This window comes from Streptomyces sp. NPDC020780, from assembly GCF_044334475.1.
Classification (GTDB): Bacteria; Actinomycetota; Actinomycetes; order Streptomycetales; family Streptomycetaceae; genus Streptomyces.
The window spans coordinates 491,323-511,576 of the sequence record NZ_JBIRTB010000001.1; the positions used below are offsets into that span (position 1 = coordinate 491,323).

Annotated in this window: 18 protein-coding genes; 8 read left to right on the forward strand and 10 right to left on the reverse strand. The window is 71.0% G+C overall.

The window, feature by feature from the left end:
* Positions 1 to 69 precede the first annotated feature (69 nt).
* On the reverse strand, positions 70 to 699 hold the full coding sequence (locus tag ACH4VO_RS02260; protein ID WP_360983942.1) for a TetR/AcrR family transcriptional regulator: 630 nt from the start codon (positions 697 to 699) through the stop codon (positions 70 to 72).
* Positions 700 to 1,016: 317 nt separating this feature from the next.
* On the opposite strand from ACH4VO_RS02260, the gene ACH4VO_RS02265 reads away from it, so the two are divergent.
* The 4 genes from ACH4VO_RS02265 (at position 1,017) to ACH4VO_RS02280 (ending at position 5,200) form a co-directional block, all read left to right on the forward strand.
* Positions 1,017 to 1,997, forward strand: coding sequence for a tetratricopeptide repeat protein (locus ACH4VO_RS02265; RefSeq protein WP_360983945.1), 981 nt, complete (start codon positions 1,017 to 1,019; stop codon positions 1,995 to 1,997).
* Between the two features lie 599 nt (positions 1,998 to 2,596).
* Positions 2,597 to 3,241: a DUF6230 family protein gene (locus ACH4VO_RS02270; protein WP_360983948.1), complete on the forward strand. Its 645-nt coding sequence runs from the start codon at positions 2,597 to 2,599 to the stop codon at positions 3,239 to 3,241.
* A 95-nt stretch (positions 3,242 to 3,336) separates the two neighbouring features.
* Positions 3,337 to 3,912, forward strand: coding sequence for a DUF6114 domain-containing protein (locus ACH4VO_RS02275; protein WP_360983951.1), 576 nt, complete (start codon positions 3,337 to 3,339; stop codon positions 3,910 to 3,912).
* On the forward strand, positions 3,902 to 5,200 hold the full coding sequence (locus ACH4VO_RS02280) for a hypothetical protein (RefSeq protein ID WP_360983954.1): 1,299 nt from the start codon (positions 3,902 to 3,904) through the stop codon (positions 5,198 to 5,200). Before ACH4VO_RS02275 ends, ACH4VO_RS02280 begins: the two co-directional genes overlap by 11 nt.
* Positions 5,201 to 5,303: 103 nt before the next feature.
* On the opposite strand, the gene pyk is transcribed toward ACH4VO_RS02280, so the two are convergent.
* The 3 genes from pyk to pta form a co-directional block, all read right to left on the reverse strand.
* On the reverse strand, positions 5,304 to 6,731 hold the full coding sequence (gene pyk / locus ACH4VO_RS02285; RefSeq protein ID WP_360983957.1) for a pyruvate kinase: 1,428 nt from the start codon (positions 6,729 to 6,731) through the stop codon (positions 5,304 to 5,306).
* 74 nt (positions 6,732 to 6,805) lie between these two features.
* Positions 6,806 to 8,008 (reverse strand): acetate kinase, encoded by a 1,203-nt coding sequence (locus ACH4VO_RS02290; RefSeq protein WP_360983960.1) that lies wholly within the window; start codon positions 8,006 to 8,008, stop codon positions 6,806 to 6,808.
* A gap of 41 nt (positions 8,009 to 8,049) precedes the next feature.
* Positions 8,050 to 10,122: a phosphate acetyltransferase gene (pta, locus tag ACH4VO_RS02295; RefSeq protein WP_360983963.1), complete on the reverse strand. Its 2,073-nt coding sequence runs from the start codon at positions 10,120 to 10,122 to the stop codon at positions 8,050 to 8,052.
* A gap of 503 nt (positions 10,123 to 10,625) precedes the next feature.
* Here pta and ACH4VO_RS02300 point away from each other — a divergent pair.
* The gene (locus tag ACH4VO_RS02300) at positions 10,626 to 11,651 is read left to right on the forward strand and encodes an ATP-dependent 6-phosphofructokinase (RefSeq protein WP_360983966.1); all 1,026 of its coding nucleotides are present in this window, start codon (positions 10,626 to 10,628) and stop codon (positions 11,649 to 11,651) included.
* A 435-nt stretch (positions 11,652 to 12,086) separates the two neighbouring features.
* Here ACH4VO_RS02300 and ACH4VO_RS02305 read toward each other — a convergent pair whose 3' ends face one another.
* The 3 genes from ACH4VO_RS02305 to ACH4VO_RS02315 form a co-directional block, all read right to left on the reverse strand.
* A complete protein-coding gene (locus tag ACH4VO_RS02305; RefSeq protein ID WP_360984345.1) occupies positions 12,087 to 12,710 on the reverse strand; it encodes a helix-turn-helix transcriptional regulator in 624 nt (207 codons plus the stop codon).
* A 164-nt stretch (positions 12,711 to 12,874) separates the two neighbouring features.
* Entirely contained in the window at positions 12,875 to 13,549 is a 675-nt protein-coding gene (locus ACH4VO_RS02310) for a response regulator (RefSeq protein WP_360983969.1), read from the reverse strand.
* The gene (locus tag ACH4VO_RS02315) at positions 13,546 to 15,231 is read right to left on the reverse strand and encodes a sensor histidine kinase (RefSeq protein WP_360983972.1); all 1,686 of its coding nucleotides are present in this window, start codon (positions 15,229 to 15,231) and stop codon (positions 13,546 to 13,548) included. Before ACH4VO_RS02315 ends, ACH4VO_RS02310 begins: the two co-directional genes overlap by 4 nt.
* Before the next feature lie 158 nt (positions 15,232 to 15,389).
* On the opposite strand from ACH4VO_RS02315, the gene ACH4VO_RS02320 reads away from it, so the two are divergent.
* Complete coding sequence (locus tag ACH4VO_RS02320; RefSeq protein WP_360983975.1) at positions 15,390 to 16,757, forward strand: cation:dicarboxylate symporter family transporter; 1,368 nt, start codon at positions 15,390 to 15,392, stop codon at positions 16,755 to 16,757.
* Between the two features lie 90 nt (positions 16,758 to 16,847).
* Here the strand turns inward: ACH4VO_RS02320 and ACH4VO_RS02325 are convergent, their stop codons facing one another.
* Together ACH4VO_RS02325 and ACH4VO_RS02330 are read right to left on the reverse strand one after the other, a co-directional pair.
* Positions 16,848 to 17,300 (reverse strand): PIN domain-containing protein, encoded by a 453-nt coding sequence (locus ACH4VO_RS02325; RefSeq protein ID WP_360983978.1) that lies wholly within the window; start codon positions 17,298 to 17,300, stop codon positions 16,848 to 16,850.
* Positions 17,293 to 17,565: a type II toxin-antitoxin system prevent-host-death family antitoxin gene (locus ACH4VO_RS02330; RefSeq protein WP_360983981.1), complete on the reverse strand. Its 273-nt coding sequence runs from the start codon at positions 17,563 to 17,565 to the stop codon at positions 17,293 to 17,295. The genes ACH4VO_RS02325 and ACH4VO_RS02330 overlap by 8 nt, the downstream gene beginning before the upstream one ends.
* 198 nt (positions 17,566 to 17,763) lie before the next feature.
* Here ACH4VO_RS02330 and ACH4VO_RS02335 point away from each other — a divergent pair, with 198 nt between their 5' ends.
* Positions 17,764 to 18,183, forward strand: coding sequence for a MerR family transcriptional regulator (locus ACH4VO_RS02335; RefSeq protein WP_360983983.1), 420 nt, complete (start codon positions 17,764 to 17,766; stop codon positions 18,181 to 18,183).
* Positions 18,180 to 18,521, forward strand: a complete 342-nt coding sequence (trxA, locus tag ACH4VO_RS02340) for a thioredoxin (protein WP_360983986.1) — start codon at positions 18,180 to 18,182, stop codon at positions 18,519 to 18,521. Before ACH4VO_RS02335 ends, trxA begins: the two co-directional genes overlap by 4 nt.
* Positions 18,522 to 18,589: 68 nt before the next feature.
* Here trxA and ACH4VO_RS02345 read toward each other — a convergent pair whose 3' ends face one another.
* Positions 18,590 to 20,227: a serine/threonine-protein kinase gene (locus tag ACH4VO_RS02345; protein ID WP_360983989.1), complete on the reverse strand. Its 1,638-nt coding sequence runs from the start codon at positions 20,225 to 20,227 to the stop codon at positions 18,590 to 18,592.
* Positions 20,228 to 20,254 lie beyond the last annotated feature (27 nt).

Below are 20,254 nucleotides of genomic sequence, written 5' to 3' on the forward strand. Positions count from 1 at the left end.
GAGGCGTGACGACGAGGGCGGTACCGGGTTGCCGGTACCGCCCTCATGCTCGTCCGTGTGCCACGGGGACTACTCGGCCGCGGCCGCTCCCAGTCCCGAGAGCAGCAGCCGGGTGAAGTGCCGGGCCCAGACGCAGTCCACGGGTTCGGCGCTCACCAGCGCCCGGTGCACCACGGCGCCGGCGATCACGTCGAAGATCAGGTCGGCGGTGCGGGCCGCCACCGCCGGATCGGGCTCGGCGGGCAGTTCCCCACGCGCCTGGGCGCGTTCGCGGCCCTGGAGGACCAGCCGTTTCTGCCGTGCCACGATCGAGTTCCTGATCCGATCCCGCAGCGCCTCGTCCCGGGTCGCCTCCGCGACGACCGCCATCAGCGCGGTCTTCGTCTCCGGTCGTTCCAGCAGGGCGGCGAACTGCAGGACGACGGCCTCGACATCGGCCTCCAGGCTCCCCAGATCGGGGAGTTCCAGCTCGTCGAAGAGGACCGCCACCGCGTCCACGACCAGCTCGTTCTTCCCCGCCCAGCGGCGGTACAGGGTCGTCTTCGCGACCCCGGCCCGCGTGGCCACATCACCCATCGTCAGCTTCGACCAGCCGAGATCGACCAGCGACGCACGGGTCGCCTCCAGGATCGCGGTATCGGCCGCGAGGCTGCGGGGGCGTCCCGATCGGGCGGGTTCCGGGAGGCTGTCGCTGAGCATGCGGCGAACCATACCGGCCGGTAAGTACCGCTGACCGGCCCCGGTACGCGTGAGACAGATCACCGGGCACCCTTGCCCTGGAGGGGGTGCGGGCAGTTACGCTACGGGTCGTAGCGTAAGGACGGCGGCTCGCCCGCCGTGACGCCACGACCGATCGACAGCCACAGTGCCGGGTGGGGACCCGGCGCAGAAGTACGGGGTTTCCAGGGCCTCGGAGCCGTATCCGTCCGCGCGCCCCGCACACCGGCGTGGCTGTGGACGGAGGCGGTTCGCGGATAGCTTTTCGCAACGGTGCGCCCAGGGGGGAGGATGTACGCATGCAGCCTAGGAACATGTCCATGAGCGGCGTCGTCGACCTCGCCGCTGTGAAGGCGGCCGGCGAGGCCAAGGCGAAGGCGGAGCAGGCCCGCGCGCAGTCGGCCCGGGAGGGTGGCGGCGGCGGAGTGCCCCCCGCCTCGCTGGTGATCGACGTCGACGAGGCCGGCTTCGAGACCGACGTCCTCCAGCGCTCCACCGAGGTGCCCGTCGTCATCGACTTCTGGGCCGAGTGGTGCGAGCCGTGCAAGCAGCTCGGCCCGCTCCTGGAGCGCCTCGCCGCCGAGTACAACGGCCGCTTCGTGCTGGCCAAGGTCGATGTCGACGCCAACCAGATGCTGATGCAGCAGTTCGGCATCCAGGGCATCCCGGCGGTCTTCGCCGTGGTGGCCGGGCAGGCCCTCCCGCTCTTCCAGGGCGCTGCCCCCGAGAGCCAGATCCGCCAGACGCTGGACCAGCTCATCCAGGTCGGCGAGGAGCGGTTCGGCCTCACCGGGATCGTGGTGGACCAGGACGCCGAGCCCGGCGCGGCCGCGGACGCCGCCCCGGCCGAGGTGCCCGCGGGCCCGTACGACGCGCTGCTGGAGGCCGCCGCCCAGGCGCTGGACGCCGGCGACTTCGCCGGCGCCGTCCAGGCGTACAAGAACGTGCTCTCCGACGACCCGGCCAACACCGAGGCGAAGCTGGGCCTCGCCCAGGCCGAACTCCTCGGCCGGGTCGCGGGCGTGGACCCGCAGCAGGTGCGCAAGGACGCCGCGGACAATCCGGCCGATCCGGCCGCCCAGACGGCCGCCGCCGACCTCGACCTCGTGGGCGGGCACGTCGAGGACGCCTTCGGCCGGCTCGTCGAAACGGTCCGCCGCACGTCCGGCGACGACCGGGACGCGGTACGGGTGCGACTCCTGGAGCTTTTCGAGGTCGTCGGACCCGAGGACCCCAGGGTCGCCGCCGCGCGGACCGCCCTGGCGCGCGTCTTGTTCTGATGTGACAACACGGCCGCGGCGCCCTCCGGGTGGCCGCGGCCGTTTTCCCGGGTGAACGACAACGAACGCCTGCGCTTTACCAAATCTTGACGGAAGTACGGGCTGTTACTGGCAGTAAGGCGCCCCCTGGGATCTGTCCGGTTACGTGTCTCAATCGCCCCGTTCGGGTGTCCCACCGTTGCCACCCTGTGTGGCCGGACGGTGCCCCGCTGTCGTGCCCCGGTTATCGGGTCGTTACTAGCGAGTAACGACCCCCCTTGTGTCGCGGCCGGGAATGCACCACGATCGGCCACGCTCGGTCCAATACCCGCATCCCGGCCGCCAGTCGGTGACGGCGGCCTGTTGGGTCCCCACCGGGTGGTCGGCGGCAGTGGCGCCGATCGCGGACAGGGGGGTTCCTGCCTCTGGGCAGGGCCTGTCCGAACCGGCTGCGCAGAAGCGCGGCCAGTGGTTGTCGCTCGGGGGTGATCGCCGGTGATCCGGATGCGGTACACGCCTCCGGTCCGGGCGCTCTCCTTCCCGAGGACGTAGCACTTCTCCCATCCCAGGGCGGGCACCTTGCCCGTACCGGAGATGTACGTCCGAGAAGGAGGAAATGAATGAGTTCCCAAGTTCGCGGTGGCACGAGATGGAAGCGTTTCGCTCTCGTCATGGTGCCGAGCGTCGCGGCCACCGCCGCGGTGGGCATCGGCCTGGCACAGGGCGCCCTGGCGGCGTCGTTCAGCGTGTCCGGGCAGGAGTTCAAGGTCAAGGCCACCGAGCTCGAGGGCTGGGACTTCGTCCAGTACGGCAGCGTGGCCTCGGGCAAGACGCTCGACGGTAAGGACATGCATGCCCCTGTGGCGGTGTCGGGCTTCAGCAAGGCCTACATCACCAACATGTGCCAGTCGGTCGTCACGCCCAAGGTGCCGGGTGTCGGCAACGTGACGCTGAGGCTGGAGGCGGGCGGCGGCGGCAAGCGCGTCTTCGCCAAGAGCCTCTACCTCGACGTGTCGGAACTCGACGCCGACGCCGAGTTCAAGAACATCGACATCGGTGTCGCCGCGGGCTCCCTGCCGAAGGCGGACGGCAAGCCCGGTATCCAGCCGGAGACCAGGGCCAACCCCTACGGGTTCTCGCAGCGTGCCGAGAAGGCCATGCTGAAGAACGTGAAGCAGAAGGCATGGGCCACCACGGCCGGCACCTTCAACCTCAGCGGTCTGAAGCTGCGGCTCTCCACGGGCACCGACCAGGAGTGCTACTAAGCACCCGTCCGGGTGGCCGGAGCTCGCACCGCCGGATTCCGGCCACCCACCCTTTCTCCTCTCACAGCAGTACCGGTTCCAGGGAGCTGTTTTCCATGAGCCCCGAGTCCACAGGGCAGAACGAGCACTACCTCACCGTCGCTCGGCGGGGATTCCGCACCTGGCGGGGTAACCGGCCGTTCTGGGCGGGTCTGTTCACCATGGCGGGTGGCTTTCCCATCGCCTACTTCCCGTACGCCAACATGCATCTCGGCAACATCACGCTGGCGATGTCCACCACGGCCGGCGCGGGTTCGCTGATCATCGGAGTCCTGCTGGTCACGCTGGGCCTGACGATGTGGTTCCACAGCATCGTCCGGGTCTTCGCCGGAGTCGCGGCGATCCTGCTGGCCCTGATCTCCATTCCCGTCGCCAACATCGGCGGCTTCGTGATCGGTTTCGTCTTCGCCCTCATCGGTGGAGCCCTGTCCGTCTCCTGGGTCGCCGGCGAGCCCGCGAAGGACGAGCAGCCGCTCGGCGACCAGCTCCCGGCCGGTGTGCCCGCCGAGCCCACGCACCGGCACGGCGAGCGCTTCGACGACGTGTTCCAGGGTGCGGCCGTTCCCCAGCAGCAGACAGCCGGGTTCGACACGGCGTCGGACGCCGAAGGAGGACGGCACAGTGCGGGGTGACCAGGTACAGCCGGCGAACACGTCCACGGACGACAGCCCGGGCGCGCGCAGAGGCCCGCGCCACGCCGCTCCCAGGAAGTCGCTGCTGACGAAGCTGAACATGCCGACGGGCAAGAAGGCGTTCGCGCTGGCCGCGATGCCGACGGCGGTCTTCGTGGGCATGGGGCTCACCCCCCGGCTCGCGATGGCCGACGACAGCACCGACATCCCGTTCGCCCCCGGCCCCTGCGTGACCCGCTCCGACGAGCCGAGCGCGTCGGCCGAGCCGGAGGCGACGCCCACGCCGAGCGCCACGCCCTCGGGCGGCACCGGCGAGGACGGGAAGCCCGCGCAGCCCGGCGAGGACACGACCGCGTCCCCGGAGCCCTCCGCCTCCACGAGCCCGGGCACGCCCTCCGCGGACGGTACGTCGGGCACCGATGCCGCGACGGAGCCCGAGCCGGCTCCCACCTCCGGCACGTCGACGAACCCGCTCGACCTGCTGGGCGTCGGTGACGCGCTGAAGGACCTCCTCGGTGGGACCACGAAGGAGACGGCGAGCCCGTCTCCCGAAGCAACCACGCAGTCCCCGGCGCCACAGGACACGGCCCCGGCGGAGCCCGAGCCCACCCCGCGGACGCCGGAGCTCTCCGCCGGGAAGGCCGCGGACAAGGCGGAGGCGGAGGCCGAGCGGACCGCCCGGGCCATCCGCGAGGCGGCCGGCAAGGCCGGCAAGGACGTCGAGGAGCTGACGGAAGACGTCAAGGGCCTCGACCCGGTGAAGGACGAGGACATCCCGGACGGCGCCAAGGAGAGGTTCCCCTGCCCGACCGCCGACCCGGAGGCGCTCGCCGCGGCCGATCTGGAACAGGGCATCCCGCTGCTCCCGAACGACCCGTGGATCCTGCGGTCCTCACTGCTCACGCTCAACGGACTGGACTACGCGGGCATCGTCGAGGTGCGCAAGGGCGACGGCACCACCAAGAAGGTCCTGAAGTTCACCGCGAGCTCCATCGACATCAAGGACCTGCACCAGCTGACCACGGGTCCGGTCGGCACCACCGGCCACGTCAAGGCGCGTGAGGGCTCGACGTCCACCATCCGCAACGGCACGGTGACGATGTACACGGAGGAGCTGAAGGGCAACCTCTTCGGCATCATCCCGATCACGTTCAGCCCCGAGACCCCGCCGCCGCTGAACGTGCCCTTCGCCTTCTTCACCGATGTGAAGGTGACCCAGGCCGGCCAGTTCGGCGGCTCGCTCACGGTCCCCGGACTGCAGAACTACTTCACGGGCGGCAACAGCTAGAGGGACTCCGGCTGCCGCCCCCAGGACCCGTCCGGGAGCCGCACAGAGCTGTGGGCCGTACCCCCCGCGGGGGTACGGCCCACAGTCGCGCCGTACGGGAACGTCAGGCGCGCTCGCCGCTCAGGTGGTGCACCCGGACCATGTTCGTGGTCCCGGGGACGCCGGGAGGCGAGCCGGCCGTGATGATCATGGTGTCGCCGTCGTTGTAGCGCTTCAGCTTGAGCAGCTCCGCGTCCACCAGGTCGACCATGGCGTCCGTGTTGTCCACGTGCGGGACGACGTAGGACTCGACGCCCCAGCTCAGCGCGAGCTGGTTGCGCGTGGCCTCCTCGGTGGTGAAGGCGAGGATCGGCTGCGCGGCGCGGTAACGGGACAGGCGGCGGGCCGTGTCACCGGACTTGGTGAACGCGACCAGTGCCTTGCCGTCCAGGAAGTCCGCGATCTCGGCCGCCGCGCGGGCGACCGAACCGCCCTGCGTGCGCGGCTTCTTGCCCGGGACCAGCGGCTGGAGGCCCTTGGAGAGCAGCTCCTCCTCGGCTGCGACGACGATCTTCGACATCGTCTTGACCGTCTCGATCGGGTACGCACCGACGGAGGACTCGGCCGACAGCATGACGGCGTCCGCGCCGTCCAGGATCGCGTTGGCGACGTCGGACGCCTCCGCGCGGGTCGGCCGCGAGTTGGTGATCATCGACTCCATCATCTGGGTCGCCACGATCACCGGCTTGGCGTTGCGGCGGCACAGCTCGATGAGGCGCTTCTGCACCATCGGGACCTTCTCGAGCGGATACTCGACGGCCAGGTCACCGCGGGCGACCATGACACCGTCGAAGGCGGCGACGACGCCCTCCATGTGCTCGACGGCCTGCGGCTTCTCGACCTTGGCGATGACGGGGACGCGGCGGCCCTCCTCGTCCATCACCTTGTGCACGTCCTTGACGTCCTCGGCGTCCCGCACGAAGGAGAGGGCGACCAGGTCGCAGCCCATCCGCAGGGCGAACCGCAGGTCGTCGATGTCCTTCTCCGACAGCGCGGGGACGTTGACCGCCGCACCCGGGAGATTGATCCCCTTGTGGTCGGAGATGACACCGCCCTCGATGACGATCGTGGTGACCCGGGGGCCGTCCACGGAGACGACCTTGAGCTCGACGTTGCCGTCGTTGATCAGGATCGGGTCGCCCTTGGCGACGTCGCCGGGCAGGCCCTTGTAGGTCGTGCCGCAGATCGACCTGTCGCCGGGGACGTCCTCGGAGGTGATGACGAACTCGTCCCCGCGGACCAGCTCGACGGGGCCCTCGGCGAACTTCGCGAGGCGGATCTTCGGGCCCTGGAGGTCGGCGAGCACGCCGACGGCGCGGCCGGTCTCGGCGGCGGCCTTGCGGACCCGGTCGTACCGGCCTTGGTGCTCCTCGTGGGTACCGTGACTGAAGTTGAAACGGGCCACGCTCATGCCGGCCTCGATCAGAGCGACGAGCTGCTCATGGGAGTCGACGGCGGGACCGAGGGTGCAGACGATTTTGGAACGGCGCATGGGGCGGATCCTATCGGTTTGTTTCGCTGCGGAATATTCCGTCTGGTGGAAGATACAAAGGGGCGCGGGCCCGCTCAGTTGTGGACCAGTGCGAAGGTCTGGCCGGCGATCTCCAGCTCCTCGTCCGTAGGCACCACGGCCACGGCCACCCGCGCGCCCTCGGGGGAGATCAGCCGCGGTTCGCCGGACCGTACGGCGTTGCGCTCCGGGTCCACCGCGAGACCGAAGCCCTCCAGTCCCGCGATCGCAGCCTCCCGCACCGGAGCCGAGTTCTCCCCGACCCCCGCCGTGAAGACCACGGCGTCCACCCGGCCGAGGACCGCCGCATAGGCGCCGATGTACTTCTTCAGCCGGTGGACGTAGATCGCGAACGCGAGCGCCGCGCGCTCGTCGCCCTCGTCCACCCGGCGCCGGATCTCCCGCATGTCGTTGTCGCCGCACAGGCCGACCAGACCGCTCCTCTTGTTCAGCAGGACGTCGATCTCGTCGGCCGACATCCCCGCCACCCGCTTCAGGTGGAAGGTGACCGCCGGATCGATGTCTCCCGAACGCGTACCCATGACCAGCCCTTCCAAGGGGGTCAGTCCCATGGACGTCTCCACACACCGGCCGCCCGCCACCGCGGAGGCCGAGGCGCCGTTGCCCAGGTGCAGCACGATCACGTTCACGTCCGCCACCGGCCGGCCCAGCAGCTCCGCCGCCCGGCGTGAGACGTACGCGTGCGAGGTGCCGTGGAAGCCGTAGCGGCGGATGCGGTGGGTGTCCGCCGTCTCCACGTCGATGGCGTACCGCGCGGCGTGCTCCGGCATCGTCGTGTGGAACGCCGTGTCGAAGACCGCGACCTGCGGCAGGTCGGGGCGCAGTGCCTGGGCGGTGCGGATGCCGGTGATGTTCGCCGGGTTGTGCAGGGGGGCCACCGGGACCAGGCGCTCGATCTCCGTCAGGACCTCGTCCGTGATGACGGTGGGCTCCGAGAACCTCAGCCCGCCGTGCACCACCCGGTGCCCGATCGCCGCCAGCTCGGGGGAGTCCAGGCCGAGCCCGTCGGCCGCCAGTTCCCGCGCGGCGGCCTTCAGCGCCTGTTCGTGGTCGGCGATCCGGCCGGTCCGCTCGCGGGCCCGGCCGGCGGCCGGTGTGTGCACCAGCCGGGAGGTCTCCTCACCGATCCGCTCGACCAGGCCGGTCGCCAGCCGCGACCGGTCGCGCATGTCAAGGAGCTGGTACTTCACCGACGAGGAGCCGGAGTTGAGTACGAGTACGCGGTGGGGGTCATTCATGGAGCGCGAACCTTCGCTGGTGGGATCGGGGGTCGTCGGGGTCACTTCTCGTCCTGCGCCTGGATCGCCGTGATGGCCACCGTGTTGACGATGTCCTGCACCAGCGCCCCGCGCGACAGGTCGTTGACCGGCTTGCGCAGCCCCTGCAGCACCGGGCCCACCGCGACGGCGCCGGCCGAACGCTGGACCGCCTTGTACGTGTTGTTGCCGGTGTTGAGGTCCGGGAAGATCAGCACGGTCGCCCGGCCCGCGACCTCCGACATCGGCAGCTTGGTCGCGGCGACGCTCGGCTCGACCGCGGCGTCGTACTGGATAGGGCCCTCGATCCGCAGGTCCGGCCTCGAGACGCGTACCCGCTCGGTGGCCTCGCGCACCTTGTCGACGTCGGCGCCCGTGCCCGAGGAACCCGTCGAGTACGACAGCATCGCGATCCGGGGCTCCACGCCGAAGCGGGCCGCGGTGACCGCCGACTGGACCGCGATGTCGGCGAGCTGCTCCGCGTCCGGATCCGGGTTGACCGCGCAGTCGCCGTACACCAGGACGCGGTCGGCGAGGCACATGAAGAAGACCGAGGACACGATCGAGGCCCCCGGCTTCGTCTTGATGATCTCGAAGGCCGGGCGGATCGTCGCCGCCGTGGAGTGCACCGAGCCGGAGACCATGCCGTCGGCGAGTCCCTCCTGGACCATCAGCGTGCCGAAGTAGTTGACGTCCGAGACCACGTCGTAGGCGAGCTCGGCCGTCACTCCGCGGTGCGCGCGCAGCAGGGCGTACTGCTCGGCGAAGTCCTGGCGCAGCTCCGAGGACCGGGGGTCGATCAGCTGGGTGCCGGCGAGATCGACACCGAGGTCCGCGGCCTTCTTGCGGATGACCTCCACGTCGCCGAGCAGGGTCAGGTCGCAGACGTCGCGGCGCAGCAGCACGTCGGCGGCGCGCAGGACGCGCTCCTCGGTGCCCTCCGGGAGGACGACGCGGCGGCGGTCCGCGCGGGCCTGCTCGAGGAGTTCGTGCTCGAACATCATCGGAGTGACCCGGCCGCTGCGGGCCACCGAGACCCGCTCCAGCAGGGCGCCGGTGTCCACATGGCGCTCGAAGAGGCCGAGCGCCGTCTCCGCCTTGCGGGGCGTCGCCGCGTTCAGCTTGCCCTCCAGGGCGAACAGCTCGCCCGCGGTGGGGAAGGAGCCGCCGGCCACCGCGACGACCGGGGTCCCCGGGGCGAGGCGGGCGGCCAGCTTGAGGATCTCCTCGCCGGGGCGCTCGTCCAGGGTCAGCAGGACGCCCGCGATGGGCGGGGTTCCGGCGCTGTGCGCGGCGAGGGAGCCGACGACCAGGTCGGCCCGGTCGCCGGGGGTGACGACGAGGCAGCCCGGGGTGAGTGCCTTGAGGAGGTTGGGCAGCATCGCGCCGCCGAAGACGAAGTCCAGCGCGTCGCGGGCCAGCCCCGAGTCGTCGCCGAGCAGCACCGTCCCGCCGAGCGCGGACGTGATCTGGGCGACGGTGGGCGCCGAGAGGGCCGGATCCTCCGGGAGGACCGAGCAGGGGACCGGGAGCGTGGCCGCCAGGTGCTCCGCGATGTCCTCGCGGTCCTCGGACGCCACCCGGTTCACGATGACGGCCAGGACGTCGCAGCCGAGCCCGGAGTAGGCCCGGTACGCGTTGCGCGTCTCGGAGCGCACGGACTCCGCGTCCTGGCCCTGACCGCCGACCACGGCGATCACCGAGGCGCCGAACTCGTTGGCGAGCCTGGCGTTGAGCGCCAGTTCGTCCGGGAGCTGGGTGGCGGCGTAGTCGCTGCCGAGGACCAGCACCACCTCGTAGTCGCGGGCCACCCGGTGGAAGCGCTCGACGAGCCGGGAGACGAGCTCGTCGGTCCCCTTCTCCGCCTGGATCGCGGACGCCTCGTGGTAGTCCATGCCGTGGTCGGTCTCCGGGCTCTGCGAGAGCCGGTAGCGGGCCCGCAGTAGTTCGAACAGCCGATCGGGGCCGTCGTGGACCAGCGGCCGGAAGACACCGACCCGGTCGACCTGACGCGTCAGTAGCTCCATGACTCCCAGGTCGACGACCTGACGGCCGTCTCCCCGGTCGATCCCGGTCACATACACGCTGCGCGCCACGCGTGCTCTCCCGTCCTGTCCGGCCGGGGTGCGTCTCGGCGGTTCCGCCTGCCCTTCGGGCGGATGACGCCACTTTCGGGCCACACCCCGGCATTGCCCCCTTGACGATACCTACGGGGGCAGGTCCGTCGCCCGGCGGGAAGCACCTGACAGGAGCGGCCCCGCGGCCTGCCGCCGTGTCTCTCCCACGGGAGCCGGAAGCGCGGGTGCCCCGGACGGCGTGGGACAATCGTGGTGGCTCACGGTACGGGCGTTTCCACGAAGGGCCCCGGAGACCTGGCACCATGGGCTGTCCCGTAACCCCTGGCGGGCGCGTGGCGACAGCCCCGGAGCCTCGCCGCGTCGCCGGAACGCCCGGATACATCCCGTATGCGGACGTGCCTCCGCCTCGCGGCGTACCCCGCGGCCCGGGCGGCGTGGGAGGCGCACTCCGCCACCCGACGCCGTGCGCTGATCCACCAGGGATGACGGGACCGCCCTCAGCGAGCAGGAGACAGAGCAGGATGCGCATCGGAATTCTCACCGCAGGCGGGGACTGCCCCGGCCTGAACGCCGTGATCCGGTCGGTCGTGCACCGAGCGGTCGTGGGCCACGGCGACGAAGTGATCGGCTTCGAGGACGGGTTCAAGGGACTGCTCGACGGCCACTTCCGCCCCCTCGACCTCAACGCGGTCAGCGGCATCCTGGCCCGTGGCGGGACGATCCTCGGCTCGGCGCGGCTGGAGCGCGACCGGCTGCGCGAAGGCGCCGAGAACTGCGAGGAGCTCTCCCGGCGTTACGGCATCGACGCCCTCATCCCGATCGGCGGCGAGGGCACGCTGACGGCGGCCCGGATGCTGTCGGACGCCGGCATGCCCGTCGTGGGTGTCCCGAAGACGATCGACAACGACATCTCCGCGACCGACCGCACCTTCGGGTTCGACACGGCGGTGGGCGTCGCCACGGAGGCCATAGACCGTCTCAAGACCACCGCCGAATCGCACCAGCGGGTCATGGTCGTCGAGGTCATGGGTCGCCACGCGGGCTGGATCGCGCTGGAGTCCGGCATGGCCGGCGGTGCCCACGGCATCTGCCTACCGGAGCGGCGCTTCGAGGTCGACGACCTGGTCAAGATGGTCGAGGAACGCTTCGCGCGGGGCAAGAAGTTCGCCGTCATCTGCGTCGCCGAGGGCGCGCACCCGGCGGAGGGCTCCATGCCGTACGCCAAGGGTGAGATCGACCAGTTCGGGCACGAGCGCTTCCAGGGCATCGGCAACCGCCTCGCCGTCGAACTGGAAATGCGCCTCGGCAAGGAGGCCCGGCCGGTCATCCTCGGCCACGTCCAGCGCGGCGGCACCCCGACCGCGTACGACCGGGTGCTCGCGACCCGCTTCGGGTGGAACGCGGTGGAGGCCGTGCACCGCGGAGACTTCGGCCGGATGACGGCTCTGCGCGGCACGGACATCGTGATGGCCCCGCTCGCGGACGCCGTGACCCGGTTGAAGACCGTGCCGATCGGCCGGATGTACGAGGCCGAGTCGGTCTTCTGACCGGCCCCGGCCTGAGGGCTTGCCGGGAATTGACCTGTGGGTTGTGCGACCTGGGCTCGCAGGTCAGCGTGCTGCTGGCCCACATGCTGTTCTCCGGCAACCCTTGAGGGCTGTCCCGCGACTCCCGGGGGGCGCACGACGGCAGCTACGGCACCTCGCCGCGCTACCGGAACCTCCAGGTACGTCCAGGAGGCGGACGCTCCTCCGCCGTGCGATGCACCGCATCCGGCGCCGCGCGCCGAACCACCGGGATGCGCGGGACACCCTCGGCCCCGGCGACGCCCGGGCCCGTCGGCGACCCCCGCCACCGGGACGGGAACGGCGCACGGACCCGCCGCTGGCCGCCGGGCGCGCGCCGGCCGGAGTCGCCCGGCCTGGCTCACAGCGGGCCCGCTTCCGCCGGGCGCACCAGGCCGGCCAGGCCGGGCAGCCGGGTCAGATGCCCGCCGTGTGCCAGAACCGCTCGACGACCCGGTCCAGGAACTCCCGCCCCGCATCGCCCGCCGTCCCCGAGCGGTCCCGGCCCGCCGTGTTCCAGCTCAGCGTCGACACCATCAGGGACTGGTAGTCGGTGTGCAGCTGCTCCAGCACGTCCTGCACCAGGACCCGGTCCAGCGGGACGAGCTTGGCCACCGGCCGGACGTACGCCTGCCAGCGCGTGGTCACCGCCCTGGTCAGCAGCTCGCTCAGCTCCTCGTTCCGGCCGGTCGCCGTGAGGAACTGTGCCGCGGACAGGTCCAGCGCCTCGCGGAGGGCCGTGGCCTGGCGCTCGTTGCCGCGCCAGCGGCCCGACTCCTCGACGCGCAGGTACGCGGCGGCCGTCATGCCGAGTGTCCGCGCGAGGTCGTCCACCGAGACGTTCCGGGCCACGCGGTGCTCGCGCAAGGTGCTCGCGTCGGCCAGCAGTTCGCCGGGCGCGCACCACAGCACGCCCGCGAGGGCGGTCAGTTCGCGTTCGCCGGGCAGCGCGACCCCGCGTTCCCAGGCCATCACCGTCTCCGCGGTGATCCGGAGTCCGTACTGGGCGCCGAGCCCGTACGCAACATGTCCGGGAGCCATTCCCAGTGCCTCGCGGAGTCGGCGCGCGGCGGGGGCGTTGAAGGGCGGAGTGGGGTGCACGGCCCCACCGTAGAAGGAAGAGAACCCTCTGGCTACAGGCTGTTCTTATCAGTTCACCCTTCGTACGATCCTCCTAGTGGTTCCGGGTGAGGGTCCCAGGAGGATCAGCGATTTTCGGCCACCCACCGATAGTGCAGCTCGGGCCGTCCCACGTGGCCGTAGCTGGGCCGCCGCTCGGCACGGCCGGCCGTGACCAGATGTTCCAGATAGCGGCGCGCGGTGATCCGGGAGATGCCGAGCTCCTCCCCGGCGGCCGAGGCGGTCAGCCCCTCCGCGGACGCCCGCAGCGCCGTGGTCACCGCCTCCAGGGTCGGCCCGCTCAGGCCCTTGGGGAGCGTGGCCGGCTGGGAGACCCGCAGGGCGGCCAGCGCCCGGTCCACCTCCTCCTGGCCGCTGGCCTCACCGGCCGCCGCCCGGAACTCGGCGTACCGCACGAGCCGGTCGCGCAGGGTGGGGTAGGTGAACGGCTTCAGCACGTACTGCACGACGCCGAGCGACACGCCTTCCCGCACCACCGCCAGGTCCCGCGCCGACGTCACCGCGATCACGTCGGCCCCGTGGCCCGCGGCCCGCAGTGAGCGCAGCAGCTGCAGCCCGTGCCCGTCGGGCAGGTACAGGTCCAGCAGCAGCAGGTCCACCGGCATCCGCTCCAGCGCGCGCACGGCCGCCGCCCGGGTATGGGCGACGGCGGCCACCTCGAAACCCGGGACCCGGCCCACATACAGCTGATGGGCGTCCGCGGCGACCGGGTCGTCCTCGACGATCAGCACCCGGATCATGTGGTGACCACCCGCGCCGGGCGGCCCGCCAGGGGCAGCCGTACCGTGAACTCCGCGCCGCCGTCCGCGGAGCGCCCCAGAGTGACCGTCCCCCCGTTGCGGTGGACGGTCTGCCGTACGAGCGCCAGCCCCAGGCCGCGCCCCGCGCCGTGTGTGGTCCAGCCGCGCTCGAACACCTCGTCGGCGTCCTCCGGGCCGATGCCCCGGCCCGTGTCCGCCACCCGCAGCAGCAGACCGTCCGCGTCGGTGAGCGCCGTGACGGTGACCAGGGCGCGCGACGCGGCGCGCTGCGCCGGCACGGACCCGTCACCGTGTCCCGGGGCGGCGCCTCCGCTCGACGTGATGCCTCCCGTCGACGCGTCCGAGGCGGCCTCCACCGCGTTGTCGATCAGATTGCCGAGGATGGTCACGAGGTCGCGCGGCACGAGCGAACACGGCAGGGCCCCGTCGTCGATGAGGCTGTCCTCCCCGAGCGCCAGTTCCACACCGCGCTCGTTGGCCTGTGCCGCCTTGCCGAGCAGCAGCGCGGCCAGTACCGGCTCACCGACCGCGCCGACGACCCGGTCGGTGAGGACCTGCGCCAGCTCCAGCTCCGCCGTGGCGAACTCCACCGCCTCCTCGACCCGGCCCAGTTCGATCAGCGACACCACGGTGTGCAGCCGGTTCGCGGCCTCGTGCGCCTGTGACCGCAGCGCCTGCGTGAAACCGCGCTCGGAGTCGAGCTCCCCGGACAGCGCCTGCAGCTCCGTGTGGTCCCGCAGGGTCACCACCGTGCCGCGCCGCTCGCCGCCGACCACGGGGCTGGTGTTCACGACGATCACCCGGTCCGCCGTCAGGTGGACCTCGTCCACGCGCGGCCCGGAGGCCAGGAGGGCCCCGGTCAGCGGGGCGGGCAGCGCCAACTGGTCGACCGTCCGCCCGACCGCGTCCGGGCCGAGTCCCAGCAGCTCCCGTCCGGCGTCGTTGATCAGCGCGATACGGCGCCGCCCGTCCAGCATCAGCAGGCCCTCCCGCACCGCGTGCAGGGTGGCCTCGTGGTAGTCGTGCATCCGGCTGAGTTCCTGGGCGTTCATCCCGTGCGTGTGCCGCCGCAGCCTGGCGTTGATGACGTACGTGCCGAGCCCGCCGAGCGCCAGGGCGCCGCCGGCCGCCAGGGCCAGCGCGCCGAGCTGTTCCCGCACCTGGGTGGAGACGCGCTCGACGGTGATGCCCGCGCTGACCAGCCCGACGACCCGGCCGCCGTCGCGGATCGGCGTGACCACCCGTATGGAGGGCCCCAGCGTGCCGGTGTACGTCTCCGTGAACGTCTCGCCGCGCAGGGCCTGCTCGGTGTGCCCGATGAAGGGCCTGCCGATCTGGGCCGGGTCCGGGTGCGTCCAGCGGACACCGTCCGTGTCCATGATCGTGATGAAGGCGATACCGGTGTCCGCCCGGACCCGTTCCGCGTACGGCTGGAGTGCGGCGGACGGATCAGGGGTACGGATGGCCTCACGTACGGACGGAGATCCGGCCATCGCGAGGGCGACCCCCCGCACCTGACGGGCGGCGGTCTCCTCGGCCTGGGTCCGCCCCGAGGCGTAGGTGAAGAAGGCGCATCCGGCCACGATCAGGGCCACCAGCAGGGCCTGCATCGCGAAGAGCTGGCCGGCCAGGCTGCGGGGGCGGGTACGGGGGAGGCGCATGGCATCCAGTCTGCCGTGCGGCACGCATCCGCCCAAGGTGGCTCGAAAGCGTCCGTGAACGATATGAACGCAAGGGTGACGGCCGTCACAGGGAGGTGAATAGTCACCGGGGCCCCCAGGGACGGGGGAGGGACCGCAGACAGCCGAGGAGGGCTCCCGTGGCAGAGACAGCCGCACGACGGGACCGTACGCACTATCTCTACCTGGCCGTGATCGCCGCCGTGGTGCTGGGCATCACGGTGGGACTGGCCGCCCCCGACCTGGCCGTGGAGCTCAAGCCCATCGGGACCGGCTTCGTCAGCCTCATCAAGATGATGATCTCGCCGATCATCTTCTGCACGATCGTGCTGGGCGTCGGCTCCGTGCGCAAGGCCGCCAAGGTCGGCGCCGTCGGCGGTCTGGCCCTCGGCTACTTCCTGGTGATGTCGACCGTCGCCCTGGCCATCGGCCTGGTCGTCGGAAACCTCCTGGAGCCCGGCTCCACCCTCCACCTCACCGAGGCCGCGCGTGCCGCGGGGGAGAAGCAGGCCTCGGGCGCCAGCGAGTCCACCGTGGACTTCCTGCTCGGCATCATCCCGACCACCATGGTCTCGGCCTTCACCGAGGGCGAGGTGCTGCAGACCCTGCTCGTCGCGCTGCTGGCGGGCTTCGCCCTGCAGGCCATGGGCTCGGCCGGCGAACCGGTCCTGCGGGGCATCGGCCACATCCAGCGCCTCGTCTTCCGCATCCTCGCCATGATCATGTGGGTCGCCCCGGTCGGCGCGTTCGGCGCGATGGCCGCGGTGGTCGGCGAGACCGGCGTGGACGCGCTGAAGTCGCTGGCGATCATCATGATCGGCTTCTACGTCACCTGCGCGGTCTTCGTGTTCGTGATCCTGGGGGCGATCCTGCGGCTGGTGGCCGGGGTCAACATCTTCACCCTGCTGAAGTACCTGGGCCGCGAGTTCCTGCTCATCCTGTCCACGTCCTCCTCGGAGTCGGCCCTGCCGCGGCTGATCGCGAAGATGGAGCACATGGGCGTCAGCAAGCCCGTCGTCGGCATCACCGTGCCGACCGGCTACTCCTTCAACCTCGACGGCACCGCGATCTACCTCACGATGGCCTCGCTGTTCATCGCCAACGCGACCGGCGACCCGCTGAGCATCGGCGAGCAGATCTCCCTGCTGGTCTTCATGGTGATCGCCTCCAAGGGAGCGGCGGGCGTCACGGGCGCCGGACTGGCCACCCTCGCGGGCGGCCTCCAGTCGCACCGTCCCGAACTGGTCGACGGCGTCGGGCTGATCGTCGGCATCGACCGCTTCATGAGCGAGGCCCGCGCCCTCACCAACTTCGCGGGCAACGCGGTGGCCACGGTGCTCGTCGGCACCTGGACCAAGGAGATCGACCGGGCCCGGGTGGACCAGGTCCTCTCCGGAGCGCTCCCGTTCGACGAGCAGACGATGACGGACGAGGCCCACGGCGGCGAACCGCACGTCCCGGATGCCCGGGACGGCGAGGAGCAGCAGCCCTCGCTGGTCAAGGCGTAACACCTGAACACAGGTACGGCCGGTACGGGACTCCCGTACCGGCCGCTTCCGTGTTCCCGGGGTGGCTCGGGAGTGGTTCCGGGCGCCGGCTCACAAGTCGTCCGGAAGGAGCCGGAACGCGGCGTGGCCGGTGAGCGGGCGCATGATCCTGAAGCGCCGGTCGGAGGTGAAGAGATCGGCTGTGCGGTAGGCGGCGGCGAGTACGACGTTCATCGCATCGGTCAGGCCGACCCCCCGGCCGTTGTCGGCGTCCTGGTACCCGCGCATGACGGCCATGGTGCTCCGCAGGTGGGACGCGACGTCCGGGATCTCGAAGCGGCGGACCTCGACCTGGCGTGCCACGAAGTCGAGCGCGTTCATGGAGGCGCCCGCCCCGATCTTCGAGGTCAGCAGGTAGTCCAGTTCGGTCAGCACCATCGGGGGCACCACGAGGTGCCCCACCTTGCTCAGCGCTTCTCTGTGCGCCCCGTGGCGGGGGTCCTTGGGGGTGAAGAGGCGGTACAGCGCGTTCGTGTCGGCGATCGCGACGGGGATGTCAGTCATCGGCCGTGCCCATGCCCCGCAGCGTGGCGTCGATCTCGTCGTCGGAGAGTTCGGGCCCGCCCAGGTCGGGAAGGTCCAGCGGCCCCATGGGGTCCGTGCGGAAGGGGTACGCGGGTCTCCCCAGAGGCAGACCCCGGGGGACGATGTCTCCTATGGGAACGCCGTCCTTCGTGATGGTGACCGTCTCGCCGGCCTGCACCCGGGCCATGACCCGCGAGGTCTGCTGATTCAGCTCGCGGAGCGGGACCTCGCTGCTGTCGCTCATGGAGTCAGCGTACTACTTGTTCTACACGGGCGCCCGAACCTCCGGTTCTCAGCCGTACGGGATGTGGACGACGGCATGGTGGACGCACTGCCCAGGGTGCCCGGACCGTTGCCGCGGGGATCGCGGATGTGGACTTCGTACCTGTGGACGGGGTCAAGCCCTTGCCTTGACGCGGACGTCAAGGAATACGGTCGCGGTATGCGAATCGGGGAGCTGGCCGAACGCGCCGGGACGACGACACGGACGCTGCGGTACTACGAATCACGCGGACTGCTGCACGCCCGCCGGGCGGACAACGGCTACCGCACGTACGACGAGGGCGATCTGCGGCTGATCCAGCAGATACGGACCCTGCAGGACTTCGGATTCGAACTGGAGGAGACCCGTCCCTTCGTCGACTGCCTGCGCGCCGGCCACCCGGCCGGCGACGCCTGCCCCGCCTCGCTGGCGGTCTACCGGCGCAAGCTGGGCGAGCTGGACCAGCTCATCGACCAGCTGCGGACGGTTCGTACGCAGGTCGGCGCCCAGCTGGCGCGCGCCGAACTGGAGGCGTCGGCCGTGGTGCCGGGCGGTCCCGAACCCCGATGCGAACTCAACTGGGAGGACGAGGACAGATGATCCACGCAGAAGGTGTAACCGAGGTCACCGACACGACGTTCGACGAGGAGGTACGGGGAGCAGGCCTGCCGGTCCTGGTCGAGTTCACCGCCGACTGGTGCGGACCCTGCCGCCAACTCGCCCCGGTGCTCAGCGCGATCGCCGCCGAGGAGGCCGACCGCGTCAAGGTGGTGCAGATCGACGTGGACCACAACCCGGACGTCACCAGCCGCTACGCGGTGCTCTCGATGCCGACCCTGATGGTCTTCCAGGACGGCGAACCCGTGAAGTCGATGGTGGGAGCCCGCCCGAAGCGCAGGCTGCTCCAGGAGCTCGAGGACGTGCTCCCGGCGGCTTGAGACCGGGCGACTCAGAGGCCGCCGGGCCAGCTGTCCGGGCGGGGGACCCTGCCCGAACAGCTGGTCCCCTACGCTCTGTCGAAGCGATTCAGGCGCTTCACGAAATCCTCGATGCCCGCGAGCGCGGTCGTGTCCGTCCCGCGATAGCGGAGTGTCGCATCGACCAGCGTGCGTGCCGCTCTGCGCGCGCGGGAGAAATGCTCAGCACCTGCTTCCAGGCGCATGATGTGGGCCAGTGCCGCGAGATGGCGCTCGACGGACAGCGGATCGTTGTCGTCCGGGGCGTGTGCGGCGTAGACCGTGAAGGCCGCGAGGGCCGCAGTTTTCTCGCCGAGTTCCACGAGGCACTCGGCCGCGTAGTAGCGGCATTGCAGTGTTTCGTGATCGTCGGGGCCGAACCTCGCACCGATCGCTTCGGCGGCCTGCTCGAACAGGCCGAGAGCCTCTCGGTGTGCTCCGGCCAGGAACTTGACATGCGCGAGAGACAGGGAAAGATCCTCCGCCAGCACGCCCTCCCCGGCACGGTCGAGGGCCGCCGCCAGGACGTCAGATGCTTGCGTGAACTGTTTTTGCCGGGCGAGTTCTCCCGCCCGCTCTGCTGCCTCGTCGGCCTCCGCGTCCGTCAGCGGTGCTGGGCCGGACGGGGGCGGCGACGCGGCGACGGCATCGGCCACGGTCGGTGTGTACATCGCTGCCCGGCCCGCCTCCCGGCGCACCGATCCGCCGAACGGCCGCGTGAACGGAGTGCAGGGGTCGAGCTCCAGACCGTCGGCGGTCAGCAGTCGCGGAGTTCCGGCAGGAGCCCCCGCAGCGGCCAGAGGCAGCAATGTCTCGTAGACCGTCGCAGCACCCACACGCTGTTCCGAGTCCTTGTGCAGCATGCGGAGCAGCAACCGCTCGACCTCGGCCGGTACGTCGGGACGGAGTGACCGGACGGCCGGCGGGGCGGTGTGCACGTGATGCCAGGCAAGGGACCGGTCACGCGAGGCGATGAACGGTGTTGTGCCGACGAGGAGTTGGTGGAGCAGACAGGCCAGTGCGTAGATGTCCGCCGCCGGGCCCACCGCGTTGGCGAGACTCTGCTCGGGGGACATGTAGGCCGGAGTACCCACCGTCATCCCCTCCTGCGTGAGATGCGGATGAGCGCCGCCGGTACCGAGCAGCGCCGCGACCCCGAAGTCGAGCACCTTCACCACTCCGCCCGGCGTGAGCATCACGTTGGCGGGCTTGACGTCCCGGTGGACGACATCATGGTGATGGACCTCGCCGAGAGCCGAGGCGATCTGCGTTCCGATGGCCGCGGCCCACGCCACCGGCAGCGGCTCGTAGTCGTAGTCCGTCTCGTCGATGAGGGTCTGGACCTCACGCCCCCTCAGTAACTGCATCACCACGTACAGTCGCCCGGTCACCTCGTCGACCCCGGTGTCGTAGACCGCCGGAAGTCCGGGATGCTCGTGCAGCCCGGCGGTGGTGCGTACCTCACGCAGGAAGCGCTGGCGCCGGGTCTCCAGCATCTCCTGCTGAGCGGCGTACATACCGGGCTGCTCGTCCAGCATCATCTTGACGGCGACCCTGCGGTCCAGCGCCTCGTCGTACGCCTGCCAGACCTCGCCCATGCCACCGGCGCCGATCGGTGTCCCCAGGCGGTACCGTCCCGCGAGGGGACGTCCCGTACCCGTCGCTGTCCGCGGTGCCGAGTCCCCCATGTGGCACGCCTTTCCCTGTACTGATGC

What these genes read in the sequence shown, in the direction of transcription:
- ACH4VO_RS02260 (WP_360983942.1), bottom strand. Translation starts at nt 699, where the DNA reads ATGCTCAGCGACAGCCTCCCGGAACCCGCCCGATCGGGACGCCCCCGC.
- ACH4VO_RS02265 (WP_360983945.1), top strand. Translation starts at nt 1,017, where the DNA reads ATGCAGCCTAGGAACATGTCCATGAGCGGCGTCGTCGACCTCGCCGCT.
- ACH4VO_RS02270 (WP_360983948.1), top strand. Translation starts at nt 2,597, where the DNA reads ATGAGTTCCCAAGTTCGCGGTGGCACGAGATGGAAGCGTTTCGCTCTC.
- ACH4VO_RS02275 (WP_360983951.1), top strand. Translation starts at nt 3,337, where the DNA reads ATGAGCCCCGAGTCCACAGGGCAGAACGAGCACTACCTCACCGTCGCT.
- pyk (WP_360983957.1), bottom strand. Translation starts at nt 6,731, where the DNA reads ATGCGCCGTTCCAAAATCGTCTGCACCCTCGGTCCCGCCGTCGACTCC.
- ACH4VO_RS02290 (WP_360983960.1), bottom strand. Translation starts at nt 8,008, where the DNA reads ATGAATGACCCCCACCGCGTACTCGTACTCAACTCCGGCTCCTCGTCG.
- ACH4VO_RS02300 (WP_360983966.1), top strand. Translation starts at nt 10,626, where the DNA reads ATGCGCATCGGAATTCTCACCGCAGGCGGGGACTGCCCCGGCCTGAAC.
- ACH4VO_RS02305 (WP_360984345.1), bottom strand. Translation starts at nt 12,710, where the DNA reads ATGGCTCCCGGACATGTTGCGTACGGGCTCGGCGCCCAGTACGGACTC.
- ACH4VO_RS02310 (WP_360983969.1), bottom strand. Translation starts at nt 13,549, where the DNA reads ATGATCCGGGTGCTGATCGTCGAGGACGACCCGGTCGCCGCGGACGCC.
- ACH4VO_RS02315 (WP_360983972.1), bottom strand. Translation starts at nt 15,231, where the DNA reads ATGCGCCTCCCCCGTACCCGCCCCCGCAGCCTGGCCGGCCAGCTCTTC.
- ACH4VO_RS02325 (WP_360983978.1), bottom strand. Translation starts at nt 17,300, where the DNA reads ATGACTGACATCCCCGTCGCGATCGCCGACACGAACGCGCTGTACCGC.
- ACH4VO_RS02330 (WP_360983981.1), bottom strand. Translation starts at nt 17,565, where the DNA reads ATGAGCGACAGCAGCGAGGTCCCGCTCCGCGAGCTGAATCAGCAGACC.
- ACH4VO_RS02335 (WP_360983983.1), top strand. Translation starts at nt 17,764, where the DNA reads ATGCGAATCGGGGAGCTGGCCGAACGCGCCGGGACGACGACACGGACG.
- trxA (WP_360983986.1), top strand. Translation starts at nt 18,180, where the DNA reads ATGATCCACGCAGAAGGTGTAACCGAGGTCACCGACACGACGTTCGAC.
- ACH4VO_RS02345 (WP_360983989.1), bottom strand. Translation starts at nt 20,227, where the DNA reads ATGGGGGACTCGGCACCGCGGACAGCGACGGGTACGGGACGTCCCCTC.